This is a genomic window from Pseudomonas sp. IT-P260, from assembly GCF_949768395.1.
In the GTDB taxonomy this organism is placed as follows: Bacteria; Pseudomonadota; Gammaproteobacteria; order Pseudomonadales; family Pseudomonadaceae; genus Aquipseudomonas; species Aquipseudomonas parakoreensis.
In genome coordinates, this window is sequence record NZ_CATKPO010000011.1 from 219,038 (window position 1) to 239,966 (window position 20,929).

The 20,929-nt window shown below is 59.9% G+C and carries 16 protein-coding genes; 8 read left to right on the plus strand and 8 right to left on the minus strand.

Annotation, left to right across the window (positions count from 1 at the left end):
- The first annotated feature begins 39 nt into the window (after positions 1-39).
- Positions 40-906: a transcriptional regulator HexR gene (gene hexR, locus ACM6HV_RS07875; RefSeq protein WP_007962240.1), complete on the plus strand. Its 867-nt coding sequence runs from the start codon at positions 40-42 to the stop codon at positions 904-906.
- 240 nt (positions 907-1,146) lie between these two features.
- Positions 1,147-1,359 carry a PA3496 family putative envelope integrity protein gene (locus ACM6HV_RS07880; protein ID WP_145593757.1) on the plus strand — a complete coding sequence of 71 codons (213 nt, stop codon included), beginning with the start codon at positions 1,147-1,149 and terminating at the stop codon, positions 1,357-1,359.
- Here ACM6HV_RS07880 and ACM6HV_RS07885 read toward each other — a convergent pair.
- Complete coding sequence (locus ACM6HV_RS07885; RefSeq protein ID WP_145593756.1) at positions 1,301-2,263, minus strand: LysR family transcriptional regulator; 963 nt, start codon at positions 2,261-2,263, stop codon at positions 1,301-1,303. The genes ACM6HV_RS07880 and ACM6HV_RS07885 overlap by 59 nt on opposite strands.
- Before the next feature lie 190 nt (positions 2,264-2,453).
- Here ACM6HV_RS07885 and ACM6HV_RS07890 point away from each other — a divergent pair, with 190 nt between their 5' ends.
- Together ACM6HV_RS07890 and oadA are read left to right on the plus strand one after the other, a co-directional pair.
- A complete protein-coding gene (locus tag ACM6HV_RS07890; protein WP_041073867.1) occupies positions 2,454-3,869 on the plus strand; it encodes an acetyl-CoA carboxylase biotin carboxylase subunit in 1,416 nt (471 codons plus the stop codon).
- Positions 3,870-3,880: 11 nt separating this feature from the next.
- Positions 3,881-5,689, plus strand: a complete 1,809-nt coding sequence (oadA, locus tag ACM6HV_RS07895; protein WP_041073869.1) for a sodium-extruding oxaloacetate decarboxylase subunit alpha — start codon at positions 3,881-3,883, stop codon at positions 5,687-5,689.
- A gap of 133 nt (positions 5,690-5,822) precedes the next feature.
- On the opposite strand, the gene ACM6HV_RS07900 is transcribed toward oadA, so the two are convergent.
- Complete coding sequence (locus tag ACM6HV_RS07900; protein ID WP_414903913.1) at positions 5,823-8,027, minus strand: autotransporter outer membrane beta-barrel domain-containing protein; 2,205 nt, start codon at positions 8,025-8,027, stop codon at positions 5,823-5,825.
- 501 nt (positions 8,028-8,528) lie between these two features.
- Between ACM6HV_RS07900 and ACM6HV_RS07905 the strand changes: the two genes are divergently transcribed.
- Positions 8,529-9,881 (plus strand): HipA domain-containing protein, encoded by a 1,353-nt coding sequence (locus ACM6HV_RS07905; protein ID WP_414903914.1) that lies wholly within the window; start codon positions 8,529-8,531, stop codon positions 9,879-9,881.
- Positions 9,878-10,156: a helix-turn-helix domain-containing protein gene (locus tag ACM6HV_RS07910; RefSeq protein WP_027610348.1), complete on the plus strand. Its 279-nt coding sequence runs from the start codon at positions 9,878-9,880 to the stop codon at positions 10,154-10,156. The genes ACM6HV_RS07905 and ACM6HV_RS07910 overlap by 4 nt, the downstream gene beginning before the upstream one ends.
- A gap of 31 nt (positions 10,157-10,187) precedes the next feature.
- On the opposite strand, the gene ACM6HV_RS07915 is transcribed toward ACM6HV_RS07910, so the two are convergent.
- Positions 10,188-11,024, minus strand: coding sequence for an amino acid ABC transporter permease (locus tag ACM6HV_RS07915; protein ID WP_027610349.1), 837 nt, complete (start codon positions 11,022-11,024; stop codon positions 10,188-10,190).
- Positions 11,021-11,842 carry an ABC transporter substrate-binding protein gene (locus ACM6HV_RS07920; protein ID WP_414903916.1) on the minus strand — a complete coding sequence of 274 codons (822 nt, stop codon included), beginning with the start codon at positions 11,840-11,842 and terminating at the stop codon, positions 11,021-11,023. The genes ACM6HV_RS07915 and ACM6HV_RS07920 overlap by 4 nt, the downstream gene beginning before the upstream one ends.
- Before the next feature lie 110 nt (positions 11,843-11,952).
- Here ACM6HV_RS07920 and ACM6HV_RS07925 point away from each other — a divergent pair, with 110 nt between their 5' ends.
- The gene (locus ACM6HV_RS07925; protein ID WP_414903917.1) at positions 11,953-12,852 is read left to right on the plus strand and encodes a homocysteine S-methyltransferase family protein; all 900 of its coding nucleotides are present in this window, start codon (positions 11,953-11,955) and stop codon (positions 12,850-12,852) included.
- Between the two features lie 88 nt (positions 12,853-12,940).
- Here the strand turns inward: ACM6HV_RS07925 and ACM6HV_RS07930 are convergent, their stop codons facing one another.
- The 3 genes from ACM6HV_RS07930 to ACM6HV_RS07940 are packed head-to-tail and all read right to left on the minus strand — an operon-like array spanning position 12,941 to position 14,705.
- The gene (locus ACM6HV_RS07930) at positions 12,941-13,612 is read right to left on the minus strand and encodes a GNAT family N-acetyltransferase (RefSeq protein ID WP_414903918.1); all 672 of its coding nucleotides are present in this window, start codon (positions 13,610-13,612) and stop codon (positions 12,941-12,943) included.
- A 12-nt stretch (positions 13,613-13,624) separates the two neighbouring features.
- Positions 13,625-14,071 (minus strand): GNAT family N-acetyltransferase, encoded by a 447-nt coding sequence (locus ACM6HV_RS07935; protein WP_414903919.1) that lies wholly within the window; start codon positions 14,069-14,071, stop codon positions 13,625-13,627.
- 10 nt (positions 14,072-14,081) lie between these two features.
- A complete protein-coding gene (locus ACM6HV_RS07940; protein ID WP_041071665.1) occupies positions 14,082-14,705 on the minus strand; it encodes an FMN-binding negative transcriptional regulator in 624 nt (207 codons plus the stop codon).
- A 92-nt stretch (positions 14,706-14,797) separates the two neighbouring features.
- Between ACM6HV_RS07940 and ACM6HV_RS07945 the strand changes: the two genes are divergently transcribed.
- Entirely contained in the window at positions 14,798-16,354 is a 1,557-nt protein-coding gene (locus ACM6HV_RS07945) for a PLP-dependent aminotransferase family protein (RefSeq protein ID WP_414903920.1), read from the plus strand.
- 34 nt (positions 16,355-16,388) lie between these two features.
- Here the strand turns inward: ACM6HV_RS07945 and ACM6HV_RS07950 are convergent, their stop codons facing one another.
- On the minus strand, positions 16,389-20,912 hold the full coding sequence (locus ACM6HV_RS07950; protein WP_414903921.1) for a hypothetical protein: 4,524 nt from the start codon (positions 20,910-20,912) through the stop codon (positions 16,389-16,391).
- Between the last annotated feature and the right edge of the window lie 17 nt (positions 20,913-20,929).

Genomic DNA, 20,929 nt, shown 5'->3' on the forward strand with positions numbered 1-20,929 from the left:
AGCGTGCTACATCCTTGCCCATAAGAAGAGTCCAGCCCCTTGAATCTGCTGCAACACATTGCCCAGTCACGTCACCTGTTACGCAAGTCGGAGCTCAAGGTCGCCGACCACGTGCTGCTTGACCCTGCGGCGGTGATGCACAGTTCCATGGCCGACCTGGCCCACAGCGTCGGCATCAGCGAGCCGACCATCGTGCGTTTCTGCCGGGCCATCGGCTGCTCCGGGTTTCAGGATCTCAAGCTCAAACTGGCGCAGAGCCTGGCCGCCGGTGCCAGCTTCGGCCAGTTCGCGATCCATGAAGACGACTCGGTCGCCGACTACAGCCTGAAAATTTTCGACACCACATTGCATACGCTGATGGAGGTTCGCGAGAAGCTCGATCCGGTGGAATTGCAGCGTGCCGTGACGCTGATGTCCCAGGCGCAGCGCGTCGAGTTCTACGGCTTTGGTGCGTCGGGCGCGGTGGCGGCGGATGCGCAGCACAAGTTCTTCCGCCTGTTGCTGACCGCTGCGGCGTATTCCGACCCGCACATGCAGGCGATGTCGGCGGTGACCTTGAAGCCGACCGACGTGGCCATCTGCATTTCCCAGTCCGGGCGCTCCAAGGATCTGCTGATCACTGCCAACCTGGTGCGCGAGAGCGGCGCCTCGCTGATCACTTTGTGCCCGAGTCAGACACCGTTGGCCGAGCTGTCGACGGTCAACCTGGCCATCGATGTACACGAAGACACCGAGATCTACACACCGCTGACCTCGCGCATTGCGCATCTGGTGGTGATCGACGTGCTGGCGATGGGCGTGGCGATGGCGCGTGGGCCGAGTCTGGTTAACCATCTCAAGAGTGTGAAACGCAGTTTGCGTAGCTTGCGGTTGTCGCCCAAAGCCGTGAAAGCGCTGGATGACTGAAGTCATCGTAAGGTCGTTCCGACCTTAATCGCGAGCAGGCTCGCTCCCACATTTGAGCTCGGTGTGACACAAAATTTGTGTTCACAGAAAATCCACTGTGGGAGCGAGCCTGCTCGCGAAGGCGTCCTCAGAAACACCGCAACCCTGCGCAACTTTCATCGCACTGTCATCCCCGCGCAGCCAAACCGTCATCCCCCACGCCTATCGTGAAACTCCCGTACTCGCCTTGGGAGACTCGAAATGGCTCAGCCCTACGAAGAACGCAACAGCGCTGCGAAAACCCGTCGTCAGCAGGAAGACCAGCGCCGCATGGAATTCCGTCGCGCCATCGAAGATCGCTTCGAACTCCGTCAGCTTCAGAGCGAAATCAGCGATTTTCCCGAGGACATCGAACTCAACTACTGGCAGGCCGCACCGGCAGTTTCCCGTCGAAGCGCTCAACCAGTGCGCTGATCTGCATCCGCTCGCTGCGGATAAACGCCAGGAAGGCATGCGCTACCGGTGACAGCCGTTTGGCCTTGGCTTGCACCAGACACCAGCTGCGAAACAGCGGCAACTCCTCGACCGGCAGCTCCACCAGGCCGCCGGTCGCCAGTTCCAGGTTCAGGGCGTGGCGCGTCAACAGCGCCAAGCCCAGACCCGCCACGACGCATTCACGTTGAGCTTCGGCCGAGGCCACTTCCTGAGTCTGGGTGAAGTGCACGCGTTTCTCTTTGAAATACTCTTCACAGGCCAATCGCGTACCTGAGCCCGGTTCGCGGATCAGCAGCGTGTAAGGCTCAAGATCCTGCAGACGCAGCGGCCCCATGTGCGCCAGCGGATGGTCCGGGCGCGCCACGGCGACAATCGGGTTGTTCAGAAACGGCAGAAACTCCAGACCCATGTCCTGCGGCACCATCGACATGATCACCAGATCATCGCGGTTGTCCGAGAGGCGGCGAATCACCTGGCCGCGGTTGACCACAGTCAGCTGCAGGTTCACTTCCGGGTGCTGGCGCTTGAACGCGGCGAACAGGTGCGGCACGAAGTATTTGGCACTGGATTCCACCGCCAGCTTCAACTGGCCCTGCAGTGAGCCCTGCATGTCCGACAGCTGCATGTCGAGGTTTTCCAGGCGGCCGAAGATGTCCCGGCTGGCACGTTGCAGGGCTTCGGCGGCCTCGGTCATGTAGAGTTTTTTGCCGACGTAATCGAATAATGGCTGGCCGATCAGCTCTTCCAACTGACGAATCTGTAGGCTGACGGCCGGTTGTGTCAGAGACATTTCATCGGCGGCGCGGCTGTAGGAACGTAAATCACACACTTCGTTGAAGATCTGCAATTGGCGTAATGTCATACGCATCAAGGACTTACGCATTTCTTATAGGCTCTGACGGCAGGCTGATGGTTTAACTATAAGTCTTTGCTTATGCATGATCCAATTTTTATTCATTTTTGTTAATCCCTTGCGAGCGCTAGTGTGGGGCTGCGACTAAATTGAAACATTTAGTCACGCGTCGACCTGGGTTTAGCAGGTCGTGGTGCCACCGGCTCAAGGGAACCTCCAAGTGATAACAAAGATCCTGATCGCCAACCGTGGTGAGATTGCCGTACGAATCGTGCGAGCCTGCGCCGAAATGGGCATTCGCTCGGTTGCGATTTTTTCCGACGCCGACCGCCATGCCTTGCATGTGAAGCGCGCGGACGAAGCCCACAGCATTGGTGCCGAGCCTCTGGCCGGTTATCTGAACCCGCGCAAGCTGGTGAACCTGGCGGTGGAAACCGGTTGCGATGCATTGCATCCCGGTTACGGCTTCCTCTCGGAAAATGCCGAGCTGGCAGACATCTGCGCCGAACGCGGAATCAAGTTCATTGGCCCGTCGGCGGAAGTCATTCGCCGCATGGGCGACAAGACCGAAGCCCGGCGCAGCATGATCAAGGCCGGCGTACCCGTCACCCCAGGCACCGAAGGCAACGTCTCCGGTATCGAAGAAGCCTTGGCCGAAGGTGACCGCATCGGTTATCCGGTGATGCTTAAAGCTACCTCTGGTGGTGGCGGGCGCGGCATCCGTCGCTGCAACAGCCGCGAAGAACTCGAACAGAATTTCCCTCGGGTGATTTCCGAAGCGACCAAGGCTTTCGGTTCGGCGGAAGTGTTCCTGGAAAAATGCATCGTCAACCCTAAACACATCGAAGCGCAGATCCTCGGCGACAGCTTCGGCAACGTCGTGCACTTGTTCGAGCGCGACTGCTCGATCCAGCGCCGCAACCAGAAGCTGATCGAGATCGCCCCGAGCCCGCAACTGACCCCGGAACAGCGCGCCTACATCGGCGACCTGTCGGTGCGTGCGGCCAAGGCTGTGGGTTACGAGAACGCCGGCACCGTGGAGTTTCTGCTCGCCGAGGGCGAGGTGTACTTCATGGAGATGAACACCCGGGTCCAGGTGGAGCACACCATCACCGAAGAAATCACCGGGATCGACATCGTCCGCGAACAGATCCGCATCGCCTCCGGCCTGCCGCTGTCGGTGAAACAGGAAGACATCCAGCACCGTGGTTTTGCGTTGCAGTTCCGTATCAACGCAGAAGACCCGAAAAACAACTTCCTGCCGAGCTTCGGCAAGATCACCCGTTACTACGCTCCCGGCGGCCCGGGCGTACGCACCGACACGGCGATCTATACCGGTTACACCATTCCGCCGTTCTACGATTCGATGTGCCTGAAACTGGTGGTCTGGGCGCTGACCTGGGAAGAGGCGATGGACCGTGGCCTGCGCGCGCTGGACGACATGCGCCTGCAAGGCGTGAAGACCACCGCCGCGTACTACCAGGAAATCCTGCGCAATCCGGAATTCCGTAGCGGCCAGTTCAATACCAGCTTCGTTGAAAGCCACCCTGAACTGACCAACTACTCGATCAAGCGCAAACCCGAAGAGCTGGCCCTGGCCATCGCCGCCGCCATCGCCGCCCACGCAGGCCTGTGAGGAATATAAGAATGAGCAAGAAGATCTTTGTCACCGACACCATCCTGCGCGACGCTCACCAATCGCTGCTCGCCACCCGTATGCGCACCGAAGACATGCTGCCGATCTGCGACAAGCTCGACAAAGTCGGCTATTGGTCGCTGGAATGCTGGGGCGGTGCAACCTTCGACGCCTGCGTTCGCTTTCTGAAAGAAGACCCGTGGGAGCGTCTGCGCCAACTGCGCGCCGCGCTGCCCAACACCCGCCTGCAAATGCTTCTGCGCGGGCAGAACCTGCTCGGCTATCGCCACTACAGCGACGACGTGGTCAAAGCTTTCGTTGCCAAGGCAGCGGTCAACGGCATCGACGTATTCCGCATCTTCGACGCAATGAACGATGTGCGTAACCTGCGCGTAGCGATCGAAGCGGTGAAGGCTGCCGGCAAACACGCTCAGGGCACCATCGCCTACACCACCAGCCCGGTGCACACCATCGACGCGTTCGTGGCGCAGGCCAAGCAGATGGAAGCCATGGGTTGCGACTCGGTGGCGATCAAGGACATGGCCGGTCTGCTGACCCCGTACGCCACCGGTGAACTGGTCCGTGCCTTGAAGGCCGAGCAATCGCTGCCAGTGTTCATCCACTCGCATGACACGGCTGGTCTGGCGGCGATGTGCCAATTGAAAGCCATTGAAAACGGCGCCGATCACATCGACACCGCGATCTCCAGCTTCGCCTCGGGCACCAGTCATCCGGGCACCGAGTCGATGGTTGCTGCGCTCAAAGGCACCGAGTACGACACCGGTCTGAACCTGGAGCTGCTGCAGGAAATCGGTCTGTACTTCTACGCCGTGCGCAAGAAGTACCACCAGTTCGAAAGCGAATTCACTGCGGTCGACACCCGTGTGCAAGTCAACCAGGTGCCGGGCGGGATGATTTCCAACCTCGCCAACCAGTTGAAAGAGCAGGGCGCATTGAACCGCATGGCCGAAGTGCTGGCGGAAATCCCGCGGGTGCGTGAAGACCTTGGCTTCCCGCCGCTGGTGACTCCGACTTCGCAGATCGTCGGCACTCAGGCGTTCTTCAACGTGCTGGCTGGCGAGCGCTACAAGACCATCACCAATGAAGTGAAGCTGTACCTGCAAGGTGGTTACGGCAAGGCGCCGGGCGTGGTCAACGAGAAGTTGCGTCGTCAGGCCATCGGCAGCGAAGAGGTGATCGACGTGCGTCCGGCCGATTTGCTCAAGCCGGAAATGACCAAGTTGCGTGCCGACATCGGCGCACTGGCCAAGTCCGAAGAAGACGTGCTGACCTTCGCCATGTTCCCGGACATCGGGCGCAAGTTCCTCGAAGAGCGTGCCGCCGGCACCCTGGTTCCGGAAGTGCTGTTGCCGATCCCTGAGGCCGGCGGTGTGACGAAGGCTGGCGGCGAAGGCGTGCCGACCGAGTTCGTCATCGACGTCCACGGCGAAACCTACCGCGTCGACATCACCGGTGTCGGTGTGAAGGCCGAAGGCAAGCGTCACTTCTACCTGTCCATCGACGGCATGCCGGAAGAAGTGGTGTTCGAACCGCTCAACGAATTCGTCGGCGGTGGCAGCAGCAAACGCAAGCAGGCGTCGGCACCGGGCCATGTCAGCACCACCATGCCAGGCAACATCGTCGATGTGCTGGTCAAGGAGGGCGACACCGTCAAGGCTGGCCAGGCTGTATTGATCACCGAAGCGATGAAGATGGAAACCGAAGTCCAGGCAGCGATTGCCGGCAAGGTCACCGCCATTCATGTGGCCAAGGGCGACCGGGTCAACCCGGGCGAAATCCTGATCGAGATCGAAGGCTGAGATAACCGCCGCGATCCAACGCTTTAAACCTCGGGGGGGCATGTGCTCCCCTTTTTTTCGCCTGCAATATGCCGTTCTCTGTAGGAGCTGCCGCAGGCCCGAGCCTGCGGCAGCTCCTAAATGTAGCGTTGTGTCAGAACGCCATTCGCCATTGGCCTGTCACGCCGTAACGGCGGCTGTCGTTGCCGGCCTCGCCGCTGAAGCCTATGCCCAAGGTGTTGCGATCGGACAGCGTCAGGTCCAGACCGGCGTCCAGCGTAAAGCTGTTGCGATCCATCCCGGCGCCGGTGACTTCATAGCTTCTGCCACCCTTGACCAGTTGCTGGCGCGTTACGTTGTCCAGATCGCCGTAGGTGTGTTTCACGCTGGCGCTCAGACGCGGCGTCAGTTGCATGCCGTTGGACAGCTGGCTGATGTTCGCCAGGCGCAGGCCGAGGGTGCTGCTCGGATTCGCCTGAGTCTGACCCTGAACCTTGAGCGCCGCATCGCCACCGTTCTCGGTGTAGCCGTCACGTTGATAGCGTTGATAGCCGACGCTGGCGAACGGCTCGATGCTGACGTTGCCACGACCGAGGTTGTAGCCGACTTCGGCAAAGGCGTGCTGGGTGCTGGCGTCATAGCGGCTCTTGAGCCGATCGCTGAAACCATTGAAGGCGACGCGACGTTTGCCGCTGCCGTCATGACTGCCGTACGAGGCCCCCAAGCGCAAGGCGAACGGGCCATCCTGACGCAGCGCGTAGGCGCCGAGGTGCCAGCTGTCGAGATCACCGTCGAACTGTTGGGCATCGAAGCGGGTTTGCGCTTTTGCACCCATCAGGCCGACATGCCATTGCTCGTCGATTCGCCAGTCGGACCCCATGACCAGACCTTGGGTGGAATGCTTCAGAACACTGGCGGCGTCACGATCAACCTGGCCGCCATGCCCCAGTGCTTGCAGCCAGACCCGCCCGTTGCCTTCGCCACCAGCCGCTCGGCGCGGTGCATTCCCTGAACTCTGCGCGCCATTGCCGCTGTCGAGTTGATGCATGGCCGAAAGCATGCTGGCGCTGAGCGGATTGACGCTGCTCAGTGTGGCTTTGGCGAGGTTGGCGTTGCTGCCGGCGGCGAGTTGTTCGAGGGCCAGGCTGGCCGTCGGCTTGCTGGCACCGAGCAGGGCCGTGACGGCAGTATTTTGAGGTGTGGCCGCGCTGATGGCTTTGCTTGTCTGGTGAAGTGCCTCAGGCTCTTGAGGTTGCTGAGGTTGCTGAGGTTGCTGAGGTTGCTGAGGTTGCTGAGGTTGCTGAGGTTGCTGAGATGGGGAGGGTGTCTCGTCAATGCTCTGGGCGAGCGCCTGACTACTCTGCGTGGTCGCAAGTTTTTCGAGCGGCACATCGTTACGGGCATAGAGCAAGCCCACTCGTTGTGCTTCGTAGTGCAGCGTCGGGGTCATGTAGGCCAGATCGTTTTCAACGGTGCCAAACTGTCCCTCAATCGTTTCCGCTTGCAGAACAGTGTGCTGACTGCTTTGCAGATAGTCGCCGGCGGTGACGAGTTTCAGGGTGGCGTCACCCAAATGAGCGGTTCCTTTTACGACCACCGTCTGACTGTTGCCGGAGGCATCCACGGCATAGGCCAGCACGGCAGAATGGGCCAGGCGCAGATCTCCCGAAACCTTGGGTGCGCCGTAGACATCGTCGACGGTCATGCGTCCGTACACATTCAAATGATTTACCGCACCATTCCCGGCTATATGGGCGTTTTCATGAACATCCACCGTGCCGTCAATCAGGCCCTGGTTGGTCAGGTCACCGCCAGACGCGACAGTGGCGCCGCCATTGATCGCTCCTTTGTTGATCAGAATCCCCTCGGTCACTGCCGTACCCAGAATTTGCCCATCGTTGACCAGCATTGCCTTCGGATGGACCAGTACGCCGATGTTGAAATCACCCGGTCCGCTGCGGGTCCAGCTCCCGCGCCTGACCTCCAGCCCGCTGAAGTTACGGGTTTCACCCAGCACGCCTTTCTTGTTCGCGTCGAGTTGCAGCAGATTGTCGCCCCCGCCACCGTCGACCAGACCGGCGAAACTGCCGCGAGATTGCACGGTGACAAGATCGTTGCGGCCATCGAGCGCCAGCGCTACACCTTCCTGCGCCGGATACGCTTTGCTGACCTTCAGTTGGACGGTGTCCGGATGATTGGCGAAAGCGTTGATCGCTGATTTGAACGTTTCAGAGGGGGCGGGAGAGATGCCTTGAGTGTCGGGCGGTGTGTCCTGAGCCATGGACAGATCAGCACATCCCATCGCCAGAGTAATGGCCAGTGTCAGGTGTTTCGGTCGAAAGTGAAATTGAACGGGCATCGAGTTCAGCCTCTCGTGGAAGGAGGCCAAACTCTAAGTTGGAGCCTGCAGACACCGATGTCAGCCGGATCGCCCGGTGCTGCGGGTTACGTCGTTTTGATCGGCGGAAAAGGCCGGATCAACGCAGATTTGCGCATTACGTCCTGCCGGCCTGCTGCCCTTTCCTACAAGTTGTGTTGTCACTGGCCGCTTGTAGTGATCAGAAACTCATCTGCGACTGCCCGATCAACCCGTGGTTGCGACTGTTGCTGCCAATCTCGCCGCTGCAGGGCATGGGTGGAGGGCCTTTTGTTATTAGCGGGCCGTTCGTATAGCGAGGGGTTCTTACAGAATGAAGTCGGAGGATGACCTGCGTTATTTTGCGTTCAGATGATCTCAAACTCAGTATCATCTGCATTTTGTTGCATATTGAACCGCGCCATCATCCGTAGAAATGCACTATATTGCATCTGAGGGCAATGAATTCCCTGTTTAAATGCATTTAGATGCAGGTGTTGAGACATGTACAACCTGACATTACAGATATTCAGTGCTGGAAAATGGCACGACGCCATGATTCTAAGTTTCGACAATCCTGAAATGGGGTTCGAAAGTCGCTGCAGTTTCGGCTACGAGACGCCATACCTTGTCGAAAATATTGAAGCCATAGGCTCTTCGTTTTCCAATGCCGTCAGTGCGTTGTATCCATTGGATTGGGAAGGGCGACGCTCCAGTACGCCCGCATTTGTCTATGACATTGCCCCCGCGGGAGCGGCCAAAAGATTTCTGCTTGCGCGTCTGGGGCAGGAGAAACCGGCGCATATCGGTGCCGATCTGTATCTGCTCGGCCAGAGCACTCCAGCCCCCATTGGCAATATGCGCATAAAAGAGTCGGCCGAGGCTGTCGATGAGCGTGAGCCCATCGGATTCAAGCGTGAGGATGTTGTTCACCGCGACAGTCGCTTTCTGGAATACGCCTATGAGCAAGGCGCGGCAGTTGGTGGTGCTACAGGGGCAGGCGGTGAGGCACCGAAGCTATTGTTGGCTGAAAACAAGGCCGGCCTTTTGTACCCCGATGCGGTATTGGGCGATGAAGAGGTCAGGCAGCATTGGTTTATAAAATTTGCCAGAAACAAAGGAAGTCTGGTCGATCAAGATATCCTGCGTAGCGAGTTTCATTACTACAAGGCGCTTCAGAAACTCGGCATTGAAACGATCGCGGTAGAAGGTTTGGCATTAGAAGAAGCGAGTAAGCCGAGCTTGTGGATGCAGCGCTTTGATCGAGAAGTAACGAACGGTGAAGTCAGTCGTTTTGCTGTCGAGTCGATTTATTCACTGGCTGAAGTAACGGCGCCGGGAAGTGCAATGAACCATATGGATGTCATCCGCATGCTCGCCGGGCTCTGGCGAAAAGCAGGACAGGCCAGCCAGATTCCCGAACTTGTGATGGATTACTTACGTCGGGATCTGATCAACAAGATCCTCGGTAATTCGGATAACCATGGTCGTAACACCGCGATTATTCGCCAGGAAAGTTCGTTTCGTCTGGCGCCGATCTATGACTTGGCCCCGATGGTCATGGATGACGAGGGTGTGACCCGTACAACCAAATGGCCAAAAGATCTGGAGAGGGCGGGAGAGGTCGATTGGCGGGGAGTGTGCCGCGCATTGGCTGATATCACCGATCCCAAAGACCCTTTGGCAGGTTTGACTGACGCATCAGATCCTTTCGAACGCTTGCGTGAAGATGCCCAGCGTCTGGCGGCGCTCCCCGACCTATTGACGGCGAGTGGTGTGCCCGACAGAACGATGAATCACCCGGGAATCCATCTGAAAAATCTGGAGCAACGCTTGAAAGAGTGGGATCTGAAATGAGCATGACGGTAGCCGAGCGCACGGTGCTCATCGAAAACATTCAAGAGGCGCTGGCCCAAGGGACACTGGAGATCGGTGAAGCGGTTCGCCGTCTACGCGTGGAAGTGACCGGTCTGCATCAAACCCAGTTTGCCAGGATGTGCAAAATATCGGTTCGCACGCTGGTGCATATCGAGCATGGCGAGGGCAACCAGACATTGAAATCGTTGAATGCAGTGTTTCGTCCGTTTGGACTGAAAATGGGCGTGGTGCGGATCCGACGAGAGATCAATTAAAACCCGACGCTGGCGCAAGGTGCTGATTAACCTAGCTACGCCGCACATAAGCCTTGCCATAATGCCGTTCCATGCGCGCCTGAATCAGCTCCAGACCGATCGACATCAGCCAGTAAATGATCGCCGCCGTGGTCAGCATCTCGATGTAGCGGTAGCTCGAGCGTCCGTAGGACTGCGCCAGAAACATCACTTCCCAGACGCCCATCACCGAGATCAGTGACGAGTCCTTGAGCATCGAGATGAACTGGTTGGTGGTCGGCGGGATGATCGTGCGCATCGCCTGGGGCAGGGTGATGCGCCAGAAGATCACGCTCTCGCGCATGCCCAGCGCCAGCGAAGCTTCGCGTTGGCCGTAGGGCACGCCGAGAATGCCGGCGCGGAAAATCTCGCTCAGGTACGCGCCGTAGTTGAGTGACAGGGCAATGATCCCGGCGACCACTGCGCCGGGCACGACACCCAGTTGCGGCAGGCCGAGGTAGATCAACAGGATCTGGATCAGCAGCGGCGTGCCGCGAAAGAACGAGGTGTAGAAACTGGCGATCCCGAATGCCACGGCGCTTTTCGACAGGCGCGCGAGGGCGGTGACGAAGCCCAGCAAGGACGAGGCGACGATCGCGCACGCGCAAAGAAACAGGGTCAGCGCCGCGCCCTGCAGAAAGCCGTTGGGCGCCAGGTGCACGCCGAGCAGATTCGGCAGCTTGTCGAGGATGATCGAAAGCTTCAGATCGAAGCTCAGGAAAAACCCGGCGAACAGGCTGAACATCGCCGCCCAGGTCAGGTACAGGCGCGTGCGGAAACCGAGCAGCCGTTGCAGGCGCGATTCAGCCACCGGTTGCGGCGGCTGTGGAGGTGTCGGGAAGGCAGTCATTGGCTGATATCGGCGCCGATCCATTTCTGCGACAGCTTGCTCAGCGTGCCGTCCTGCTTGAGTTGCGCAAACACCTCGCGCACTTTGGCGTCCCACTCGGCATCACCCTTTTCGATGGCCACCGAGTTCGGCTCCGAGTACAGCGGCGCGCCGGCCAGTTTGAAGCGCTGGTCCTGATTCAGGCGCGGCTGCGCGGTCACCAGATTGGTGAGGATGGCATCCAGGCGCACACCGGCGCCCAGGCCCAGATCCTGGAAGGCGACGTTGTCAGTATCGTACGGAGCGATCTGCACATCCTCGAACGGGTACTCCAGACGCGTGTCTTCGGCGCCTTCGATGACCAGATTCTTGTTCAGATAACTTTCGTAGCTGCTGGCGCTGGTCAGGCCGACCTTTTTGCCGCTCAGGTCCTTGGCGCCGTGGATGCGATCGTCCTTGGCGTTGACCACGATCACGGCGGGCGAGGCGTAGTACTCGACCGGGAAATCGAACACTTCGGCGCGCGCCTTGCTCGGGGTCATGGAGCAGATGCAGATGTCATAGCGCCCGCTCCAGCGGCCGGCAGCGATCACGTCCCAGGATGGCGTTTCCAGGCGCAGCTTGACCCCCAGTTTTTCCGCGACGGCTTTGGCGACGTCGACGTCGAAGCCGTCCAGTTGATTCTGCTCATTGAGAAACGAGAAGGGCGGGTAGCTTTCCATCAGCACGCCGACCAGCTCTTTTTTCTGTTCGACGCGATCGAGTGTGGCGCCGCCGAAGGCTTGAGTGGACGCGGCCAGAATCGTCAGGCCCAGGGCCAGTAGCGGTTGAAGTTTCACAGTCGACACCTGAAAAAAGGAGTTGTTATTAACCGAATGGTGCGTATTAAATAGTTATAAGAACTACTCTGGTAGTGAGAAATATTCATAAGCATATGAGCGAAAAGCATATGGGCACAGCAAGCACGGTAATTCTCGATGGCGGCATGGGCCGTGAGTTGCAACGCGCCGGGGCGCCGTTTCGGCAGCCCGAGTGGTCGGCGCTGGCCCTGATCGAAGCGCCGCAAGCGGTCGAAGCGGTGCACGCCGCCTACATCGCCAGCGGCGCCAATGTGATCACCAGCAACAGTTATGCGGTCGTGCCGTTTCATATCGGCGAGGCGCGGTTTGCCGCTGAAGGCCAGGCTCTGGCAGCGTTGGCGGGAGAGCTGGCACAGCGTGCGGTGCAGGCGTCGGGCAAAGCGGTGCGAGTGGCCGGTTCGTTACCGCCGCTGTTCGGTTCCTATCGCCCGGACCTGTTCGAAGCGACGCGGGTGAACGAATTGCTGACGCCACTGGTGACCGGCCTGGCGCCACATATCGACCTGTGGCTGGCGGAAACCCAGAGCTCGATCATCGAGGCGCGTTCCATTCGCGCCGGTCTGCCGCAGGACGGCAAACCGTTCTGGCTGTCGTTTACTTTGAAGGATGAAGACACCGACGAAGTACCGCGTCTGCGTTCCGGTGAGCCGGTGGCTGAGGCAGCGGCCGTGGCGGCGGAGCTGGGCGTCGAGACGCTGCTGTTCAACTGCAGCCAGCCGGAAGTGATCGGCGCGGCGATTGACGCAGCGCGCGCCACCTTCGAACGCCTGGGCGTGCAGATTCACATCGGCGCGTATGCCAATGCGTTTCCACCGCAACCGAAAGAGGCGACGGCCAACGACGGCCTCGACCCGCTGCGCGATGACCTGGATCCGCCGGGTTATTTGCACTGGGCGATTGACTGGCAGCAGCGGGGCGCCAGCCATTTGGGCGGTTGCTGCGGGATCGGGCCGGAACACATTGCGGTGCTGGCGCAGAAACTGGGGTAAACAACAGATCAAAAGATCGCAGCCTTCGGCAGCTCCTACAGGGGATTGATGTTCACCCTGTAGGAGCTGCCGATTTTGCTTTGACGATTTAACTACGGCACTCGACCAAACCTTTGAGCTGCCCGGTCGGCGTCTGGTTAGCATCGCTCAACCACTGCTCGAACCCTGCCGCAATCGCCGGCCATTCTGAATCCAGAATCGAATACCACGCGGTATCGCGGTTCTGGCCCTTGACCACCATGTGCTGGCGGAACACGCCTTCGAAGCTGAAGCCCAAGCGTTCGGCGGCGTATTTGGAGCGGGCGTTGCCGTTGTTGCACTTCCATTCCAGGCGCCGGTAGCCCAGCGCGAAGGCATATTTGGCGAGCAGGTACACCGCTTCAGTGCTTTTCGGCGAGCGCTGCATCGACGCGCCGAAGGTCACGTGGCCGATCTCGATGCGGCCCTGCGCCGGGACGATCGACATCAGGCTGAGGATGCCCTGCACCTGGCCTGTAGCGCGGTCGATGATGCTGAAGAAATACGGGTCGCTGCTGGCCGCATGATTGTTCAGCCAGTCATTGAAAACGCTGCGCTCGGGGAACGGCCCATAGGGCAAGTAATCCCACAGCTTCGGGTCGGCGCCGGGGCCCTCAAGGGCGTTAAACAGCTCGTCGCCGTGGCGCGCCGGGTCAAGTCTTTCCAGGCGGATAAAGCGGCCTTCGAGCAGTTTGCTGGTGGGCGCCGGAACGCCTTTCCAGTCGGCAAGGGAAGTGGTCATGCACGCGGCTCCTTAAATGGCTTTGCGAAACTGGATGAATCCCGGGCGCTCGGCGATGCGCGCGTAGAGCTGGATCGCGGTGGCATTGGTTTCGTGGGTCAGCCAATGCACCTTGCAGCAACCGTCGGCCTTGGCGGTGGCGTAGACGTGTTCGATCAGCCGGCGTCCGACGCCAGTGCCACGGGTCTCTGGCGCTACCAGCAGGTCCTGCAGGTAACAGGAGTTTTCGATGCTCCAATTGGAACGGTGGTAGATGAAATGCACCATGCCCACGGCCTTGTCATCGGCCCAGGCGAGAGCGGCGTGGGTCGGTTCACTCGGGTCGAGGAAACGCTGCCAGGTGCTGTGCGTGACGGTGTCCGGCAACTCGGTGTTGTAAAAGCGCAGGTAGGCCTGCCACAACGGCAACCAGGCGGCGTGATCACCGGCAGTCACCGGGCGGATCTGGATCTGACTCATGCTGATTTCCTTAACGCATCAAGTGGGCGAGGGTCTGGTCATTGATGTCGGGGCTGGCAGCCAGGCCTTCGCGCACGCCGGCAATGTCTTCGGCGCTGCGGTTCTGGCTGAGCTTGCGCTTGCCTTCGAGGCGGTCGATGGGTATGGCGAAACCGACGATGGCCTTGAGCATGCCGTCGATGTAGTCGGCCGGCGCGTCGTCGACCTTCCACGGCTGCGCGCGCCCGGCTTCATGGCGATCAGTCAGTGTGCTGACGATGTCGAGCAGGCGCCCGCCGTCGCTGAAGGTTTCGGCGTGGCCGTAGGCGTGCACGGCGACGTAGTTCCAGGTCGGCACGACTTTGCCGTGCTCGGCCTTGCTCGGGTAAAACCCGGGGCTGACGTAGGCGTCGGGGCCGGCAAATATCAGCATCGCTTCAGCGCCGTCGCGCAGGTCTTTCCATTGCGGATTGGCTTTGGCCAGGTGCCCGTACAGCGTGCCGTTCGGACCCTGTTCGCGGTGCAGCAGCACCGGCACGTGGCTGGCTTGCAGACCGTTTTCACCGTGACTCACAAGAATGGCAAGGCGAGTGGCGAGGATCAGTTCGTGCAATTGCGACAGGTCGTCGATGGCGAAGGCGCGGGGCGTGTACATGGAGAGATTTTCCTTGGCGAATGCCTGCATCCTAGGCAGGCTATTGGTCTGTTGTAAGAGCCATTGATGACCAATTTCGTAGGTCCATTGCCATGCCCGAATCGACCACACTGTCTATGCCGTTCAATCCGGCCGGAATCGAACTCGACCGCCGCCAAGGCTTGAGCCGCCAGCTCTATCAGGCATTACGATTGCGCGTACTGGACGGGCGGCTGTGCAGCGGCACGCGGCTACCGGCCAGTCGTGATCTGGCGGCGGCGCTGGCCATTTCGCGTAACAGTGTGGTGCGCGCCTACGATCAACTGTATGCCGAAGGCTTCATCGAAGGTCGGGTCGGTGATGGCACTTACGTTGCGCATTTGCCTCACGCAGCGTTGCCAGCGAAAAAGTTGTCCACAAAAGTATCCACAGGGTTTTCAACAGGCTTACCCACAGCCTTATCCACAAAATGCCCTGATTTACCTGTGGATCCATCCAGCAATGTTATCCACAACGATCCGTTGACCCGGGTCAGAAATAACCATTTGGCCCGGCCGCCCAGTGGTCCGCCCCGGGCTTTTCGGGTCGGTGTACCGGCGTTTGATCTGTTCCCGTTCGACGTCTGGGCCAAGCTGAATGCGGCTTTCTGGCGAAAACCGGATTTGCAGCAGCTGTGTTATGGCGATCCGGCCGGTGATGCACGGTTGCGCGGGATGATCGCTGCCTATCTGCGCAGTTCTCGGGGCATGCAATGCACAGCTGAACAAATTGTGATCACCAGCGGTGCGCAGCAGGGAATAAGCCTTTGTGCACAGTTGCTGGTCGAGCCGGGTGACGGCGTCGCGATTGAAAATCCGGGGTATCGAGCAGCGGGTCACGCCTTCGCCGTGGCGGGTGCGAAACTGCACGGTGTGGCTGTGGATAACGAGGGCATCGACTGTGCCGAACTGACGAGGTTGAACGACTGTCGCCTGACTTATGTAACGCCTTCCCATCAATATCCCACCGGGGTGGTGATGAGCCTTGCCCGACGCCTTGAACTGCTTGCCTGGGCCGAGCGCACAGGAGGCTGGATCGTCGAGGACGACTACGACGGCGAGTACCGCTACAGCGGCGCGCCGCTGGCCCCTTTGGCGGCGCTGGATCGGCAGGGACGGGTGCTGTATGTCGGCACGTTCGGCAAGGTGGCGTTTCCGGCATTGCGCCTGGGGTATCTGGTGCTGCCTCCGGGGTTAGTGGAGGCGTTCGCTCAACGGCGTGCGGTGGATGTAAGGCATTCCGAAGTCAGCACCCAGGCGGTCATGGCCGAATTCATGGCGAGCGGACACTTCCAGCGGCACATCCGCCGTATGCGGCGAGCGGCGCTGAGCCGGCGCGACACGCTGCTCAAGGGGTGGCCGGCGAACATTCCGGGAGTCGGCCCGTTGCCCGTCGTGGCCGCAGGCCTGCATTTGACCGTGCCAGTCGACAGCGAGGCGCGTGAGCGTGAGCTGATCGAATTGGCCCGTGACGTCGGGGTCGAGATCAATGGCTTGAGCAGCTATTGGTTGCCGGACGCCGGCGCTGAGCTGGAGCAGCGCGCCGGTCTGGTGATGGGGTTTGCTGCGGTGCCTGAACCGGCGATCGACGCCGCGCTGGACAGGTTGCGCAGGGCCTGGCAGGTGGATTGAAAGGGGCGGGCTCCAGACCACCCCGTCGCCTGATTCAGGGCTGGGGTTCAAGTTTGAAAAACAGCGCCGGGTCGCTGATTCGTCGCAGCACATAGTCGATCGGTGCCAATGTGCCGAGTGCCTCGCGGCGTTCGGCAGTGAATTGCTGCAAATGCGCATCAGCGATTTTCAGGTGCGCCGCTGTGAAGCTCTCCAGTGGAGCCTCCAGCGAGTCGTAGTGAAAATGTGCCAGCCACAATGGTTGATGCTTGTTGGTCACATCCAGAATCCGGTATTCCTGAAAGTAATCGCGACGTTTTTTGGTCCTGATCCTTCCCTGAACATTGCGTTCGATTTGCACTTGGTGATTGTCCAGCATCCATTGAAGATAAGCCTGACGAGGCTGGCGCTGCTTGAGCATGCTGGCGCGGAGGTTGATGCCTTCGGTCCGTAATCGCTGGGCATCGGCGGTGAGATACGCCCCGATATTGCCCACCGGCGGCGTTGCGCCGCCAGTGGCGCGAATGCGGGCGAGGGCCTGGGCAGCATCGGCCGCCGCTCGCTCCAGAAGCGCTGCTCGTTGATCGAACAGATCCTGCATGTCCGCCGGAATCCGGTTGGGCCGTAACGCGTCCTTGCGTGTCTGTTGCGTGAAAGCCTGCACGTCATCAACCAGTTTCAGGCTATTGGCGACAATATCGATGTCTGCCAATGGCGGTTGTCGATTTGGACGCGGCCTCGCCGGCAGTACGCTCTCCAGAGGTTGCTCGGTTGTGGTTGAAGCGTGGGCGGATTGCGGTTCGCGAGGACGGCTTTTGGTCACTTTTATGGCTGGGCGGGAGGGCCCCGCAACGGCCGGTCTGGGAGGGACGGGTGGGGCGCTGACAACGTTCTCGGGCAGCAGCGCGTTCAATTGATCCTGAGCCAGTTGCCGGAACTCGTTGATCAGGCCGCGTATTCGTTCAAGCTGGGTCGGTTCCAGTTTGTCCGGCATTTCACCAGGCAGGTCTGTGAGGCGCTGATCGGTGTCGGCATAAACATCGATCAGCTTGCTCAGACGTTCGATGTGCAGCGCGATTGCATCTGTCGCGGTCGGCGTTTTGAGCAATTGTGCATGCTGATGGGTGGCGGTAGCTGCCTCGATGATCAGCAATCCCACCACGTCACGCTCCGGCGCGGCCGCTGCGTTGGCCGAGTTACGCATGCACAGCTCGTGGGACATGCCGATTTCGTTGGACTTCAAATCCCACTCGGTGAATGACGGCAGCAACGCGCGCAAGCGTTGTGCAGCGGTGATACCGGCACTTCCCAGGGTTTCGAGAGCGGCCAGTGAGCTCTGGGACAATCGCAGGCGCGTCACCATGTCCTGACTCAATGCCAATGTCTGTCTGACATTTTCAATATGAGTTTGCAGCGCGGTGTCCGATTCGATCTCGTTGTTCTCGACCAGCTTGTGGGTAAGGCTGGCATAGGCGTTGCGTTTGAGGGAAAACCACAGGCTGAGGTTTTTCTGCAGCAGTGTGGTCAGGCGCAGCACATCATGCAGATAGCCTTCCCTGCCGCCTTTCTGGCGCCATTGCTCGAGGTTCTTCAGGGCGGCGTCATAATCGCCAATCAGCGTTTCAACCTGTGCGAGATAGCGCTGGGTGGCTTGCTCGTGCGCAGGGCCGCTGGCCGCGAGCATTTCATCCAGTGCCCGTTGCAACGCGGCATCGGCTGCGGGTTCCTGGCGTTTGAAGTCATTCAGCGCGGTTTCCAGCTGTTTTCGCTGTTGCTCCTTTTCCCTGCGTTGGGTCCTGAGCCGGTTTTGCAGACTCTGCCCACCGGCTCCCCCGCGCAGGCGCAGACGCGTATCGACCACCCACTGGCCTTGAGCAAATTGCGCCAGAAGCGGCCCGGTTTTCCGCGGATTGCCGGCAAATACGATCTGCAGCTGTTGATCATCATTTTCGATCACCTTGTACCAGTGTTCGCCGACCTGTGCGTACAGCTGATCATTGAGCCTGTACAGGCTGGCACGACCGCGCCGCAGGGTCTGCACATTCGGATCAGTCAGGTCCGGGGCCGGGACTGCGGCATCTTGCAGATACGCGATCAAGGCCGCAGGGCTCCTGCGAGGTATGGAGCCGCTGGCTTCCAGTGAATTGTAATGAGCGGGAGGCAGTTCATCGGTCAGTGGCGTGGGAATCAGGGTCACGACAGGTTTGGCGGGCGCTACGGCCGGTTTCTGCGGCAAGTCGGCTACGTTGTTGTCGATGTCTGACCATGGGCGTGGGCCGGCCTTGCGGCGTACGGCAGCGTGATGGGCCAAGAGAATGCCCAAGGTCAGCAACATGTCGCCCACCGAACTCCACTCGTTGAGCCTGTCGCCGCGTTGATGCGCCTCCAGCGCATGCTCGATTTCAGTGAGGCTTTGCCAGATCCAGATGGCCGCGCCAGCCGGGCCGCTGAGAAAGTTCGCAGCAACATTGAACACGGCCCAGCCGCTGTCTCGCAGCAAGGCCCAGCGGCGTTCGGCGTTGGATTGCGATTGCCGGTCAGCCAGTTGCGCCATCGCTTGGGCATGGGACTGGAACAATTTGGCGAATACATCGCCGCTCAGTTCCTGTGACCCGAGTTCGACCGGCCCGGCCCAGTTCACGGAGGTCCAGGGTTCCAGCAGCAACTCAGCGCCGAGCCATGGGGTGGGCAGGCCGATCGGGAAGGTGAATTGAGCGTATTTGAAGCTGATGGCTGCATCGGGCAACCACGCCAGCACCGAATCCCTCAGCTCTCCCGGTTGGTGCAAGGCGTACAGCAGGTTTTGCGCGGAAGGGAACTGCATCAGCGATTGTTCGAACAGTGGCCGGTACAGCACGCAGGGGCCGGCCTCGGGCTGACGGGGGCCGATGATGAACATGTTGTCCACCGTATCACCGATGCTTTCTCCGGAGCGGATGAAGGTCAGAGGGCGTATCACCACCGGTTGCGGATGAGCGGGTGTCGGTTTGAGCCATTCGCACACATAGCGATAGCCCTGCTCATTGAAACCGGCGATGCGACGGATTTTGTTCTCCAGTGCAACGAGCGGCAGCACAGCCTGGAGTTGTCTGATATAGAACTGTGCTTGTAATGCAGCTTGCGGCCGATCATTGATCAGTTTTTCCTTGATCAACTGTGGATAGGCCATGCCGATGTTGACCTGGCTCGCCATGTTTGTCAGATAGGTCTCGTTCAACCAGCGGGGAACGGTTTGCGGCGGATTGAAGCGCAGGCTTGCCTGGTAGGGGGCGGCGTTCTGCAGTGCAAACTCACCCAGGGTTTCCGTATGAGTATCGTTGGGGTTGGGCAGCGTCAGGCCCCCCGACTCGAAGCTGTTGGTGATGGTGATTTCAAGGGTTTCCAGCGGCAGCCCGGCCGCAGATTTTTTATCGGCCAGAATGGCTTCGCGCATACGCCTGCCAGCGAAGGTCGTGATGGACGCAATCCGGAACAGGTTCTTGTCTGCGAGTTTGTATAGCTTGCCCAGCGCACTGACCGATCGGCTGTAGCGCTCCATGTCCGCCGCCGAGGCGCCGATCAGCCAGTCGGGAATGGCGTCGTCCAGTCCGGTATCGCGGGGATGGTCGGCACGGGTCAAGTCCGGGGCGTACAGCGTGCGATCGGCGGCGAGTTCTGCGCTGGTGATCGAAGCGATGGCATCGAGTTGACTGGCAATCAACGCCCAGGCCATGTGATCGAAGAAATTGCCTGCAGGCTCGAACAACTGCCACTTCAGGTTGCGTCCGGCCAATTGGTCGGGCAGGCGATCAGATAAAGACGCTCCCAGCGATTCCAGAGTGTCGAACGACTCATAACCCTTTTCTACCGAGTACATCATCACCAGGTCGCGCTGCCGATAACGCCCCGTGAGCACGGCCGCGCCGCCGACGATCAGATGCCGGGTCTCGCCCTTGTCATCGACCGTGTCGACATCGATCAGGCAGGCCTTGATCGACGAAACCTCGGGAGCCCGAGTCGGCCTCTGCTGCTTGTCCGGGAACTGCGAGACGGCTCTGGCCACGTGGCATTGGCTTTCATCCCAGCCACTGTCGGTCTGCACATCAAGGGCTTTGCGCAGGGCATCGGACAACTCTTGCCAACGCGTTGACTTGTGTCCGGCGCTGTTCCAGTAATCCAGCTGACGTTCGCCAAAGGCGGTGAAAAGCAGGGGCGCGTAGTCGTTGAGCAAGGTGGCGATGGCTTCGATGCCGATGTCCAGGTGCAGCACGGGTGTGGCTTGCGGATCGGTTGTCAGGAAGTGTTCGCCTTCCAGGTAATTGGCGCTGGTGGCGGTGAAGAACTGCCGGACTACGGCCTGGGTCAGAGACTCGAACCGGATGGGCATTGCCGTCAGCGTACCGTTGTCCCATTGCCATTGAGGGGTGCCGATGAGCGTATGGTCGGGGTCGATATCGCGGTCGGGAAACCTCTCTTTCAGGGCTTTACGCAGCATTTGAGCCGCCACTTCGTCGACGGTTGGGCCTTGGCTTGTCTGCCGCACGACGAGGTTTTTCTTCAGCAGGACGGGGGGACGGAGGTTGTCGACAGAGTCGGTCATTGTCAGTTTCCTTTTTG

Bases quoted from the DNA above. Each gene is read 5' to 3' on its own strand.
- ACM6HV_RS07880 (WP_145593757.1), top strand. From the start codon at position 1,147: ATGGCTCAGCCCTACGAAGAACGCAACAGCGCTGCGAAAACCCGTCGT.
- ACM6HV_RS07885 (WP_145593756.1), bottom strand. From the start codon at position 2,263: ATGCGTAAGTCCTTGATGCGTATGACATTACGCCAATTGCAGATCTTC.
- oadA (WP_041073869.1), top strand. From the start codon at position 3,881: ATGAGCAAGAAGATCTTTGTCACCGACACCATCCTGCGCGACGCTCAC.
- ACM6HV_RS07900 (WP_414903913.1), bottom strand. From the start codon at position 8,027: ATGCCCGTTCAATTTCACTTTCGACCGAAACACCTGACACTGGCCATT.
- ACM6HV_RS07905 (WP_414903914.1), top strand. From the start codon at position 8,529: ATGTACAACCTGACATTACAGATATTCAGTGCTGGAAAATGGCACGAC.
- ACM6HV_RS07910 (WP_027610348.1), top strand. From the start codon at position 9,878: ATGAGCATGACGGTAGCCGAGCGCACGGTGCTCATCGAAAACATTCAA.
- ACM6HV_RS07915 (WP_027610349.1), bottom strand. From the start codon at position 11,024: ATGACTGCCTTCCCGACACCTCCACAGCCGCCGCAACCGGTGGCTGAA.
- ACM6HV_RS07925 (WP_414903917.1), top strand. From the start codon at position 11,953: ATGGGCACAGCAAGCACGGTAATTCTCGATGGCGGCATGGGCCGTGAG.
- ACM6HV_RS07930 (WP_414903918.1), bottom strand. From the start codon at position 13,612: ATGACCACTTCCCTTGCCGACTGGAAAGGCGTTCCGGCGCCCACCAGC.
- ACM6HV_RS07935 (WP_414903919.1), bottom strand. From the start codon at position 14,071: ATGAGTCAGATCCAGATCCGCCCGGTGACTGCCGGTGATCACGCCGCC.
- ACM6HV_RS07940 (WP_041071665.1), bottom strand. From the start codon at position 14,705: ATGTACACGCCCCGCGCCTTCGCCATCGACGACCTGTCGCAATTGCAC.
- ACM6HV_RS07945 (WP_414903920.1), top strand. From the start codon at position 14,798: ATGCCCGAATCGACCACACTGTCTATGCCGTTCAATCCGGCCGGAATC.
- ACM6HV_RS07950 (WP_414903921.1), bottom strand. From the start codon at position 20,912: ATGACCGACTCTGTCGACAACCTCCGTCCCCCCGTCCTGCTGAAGAAA.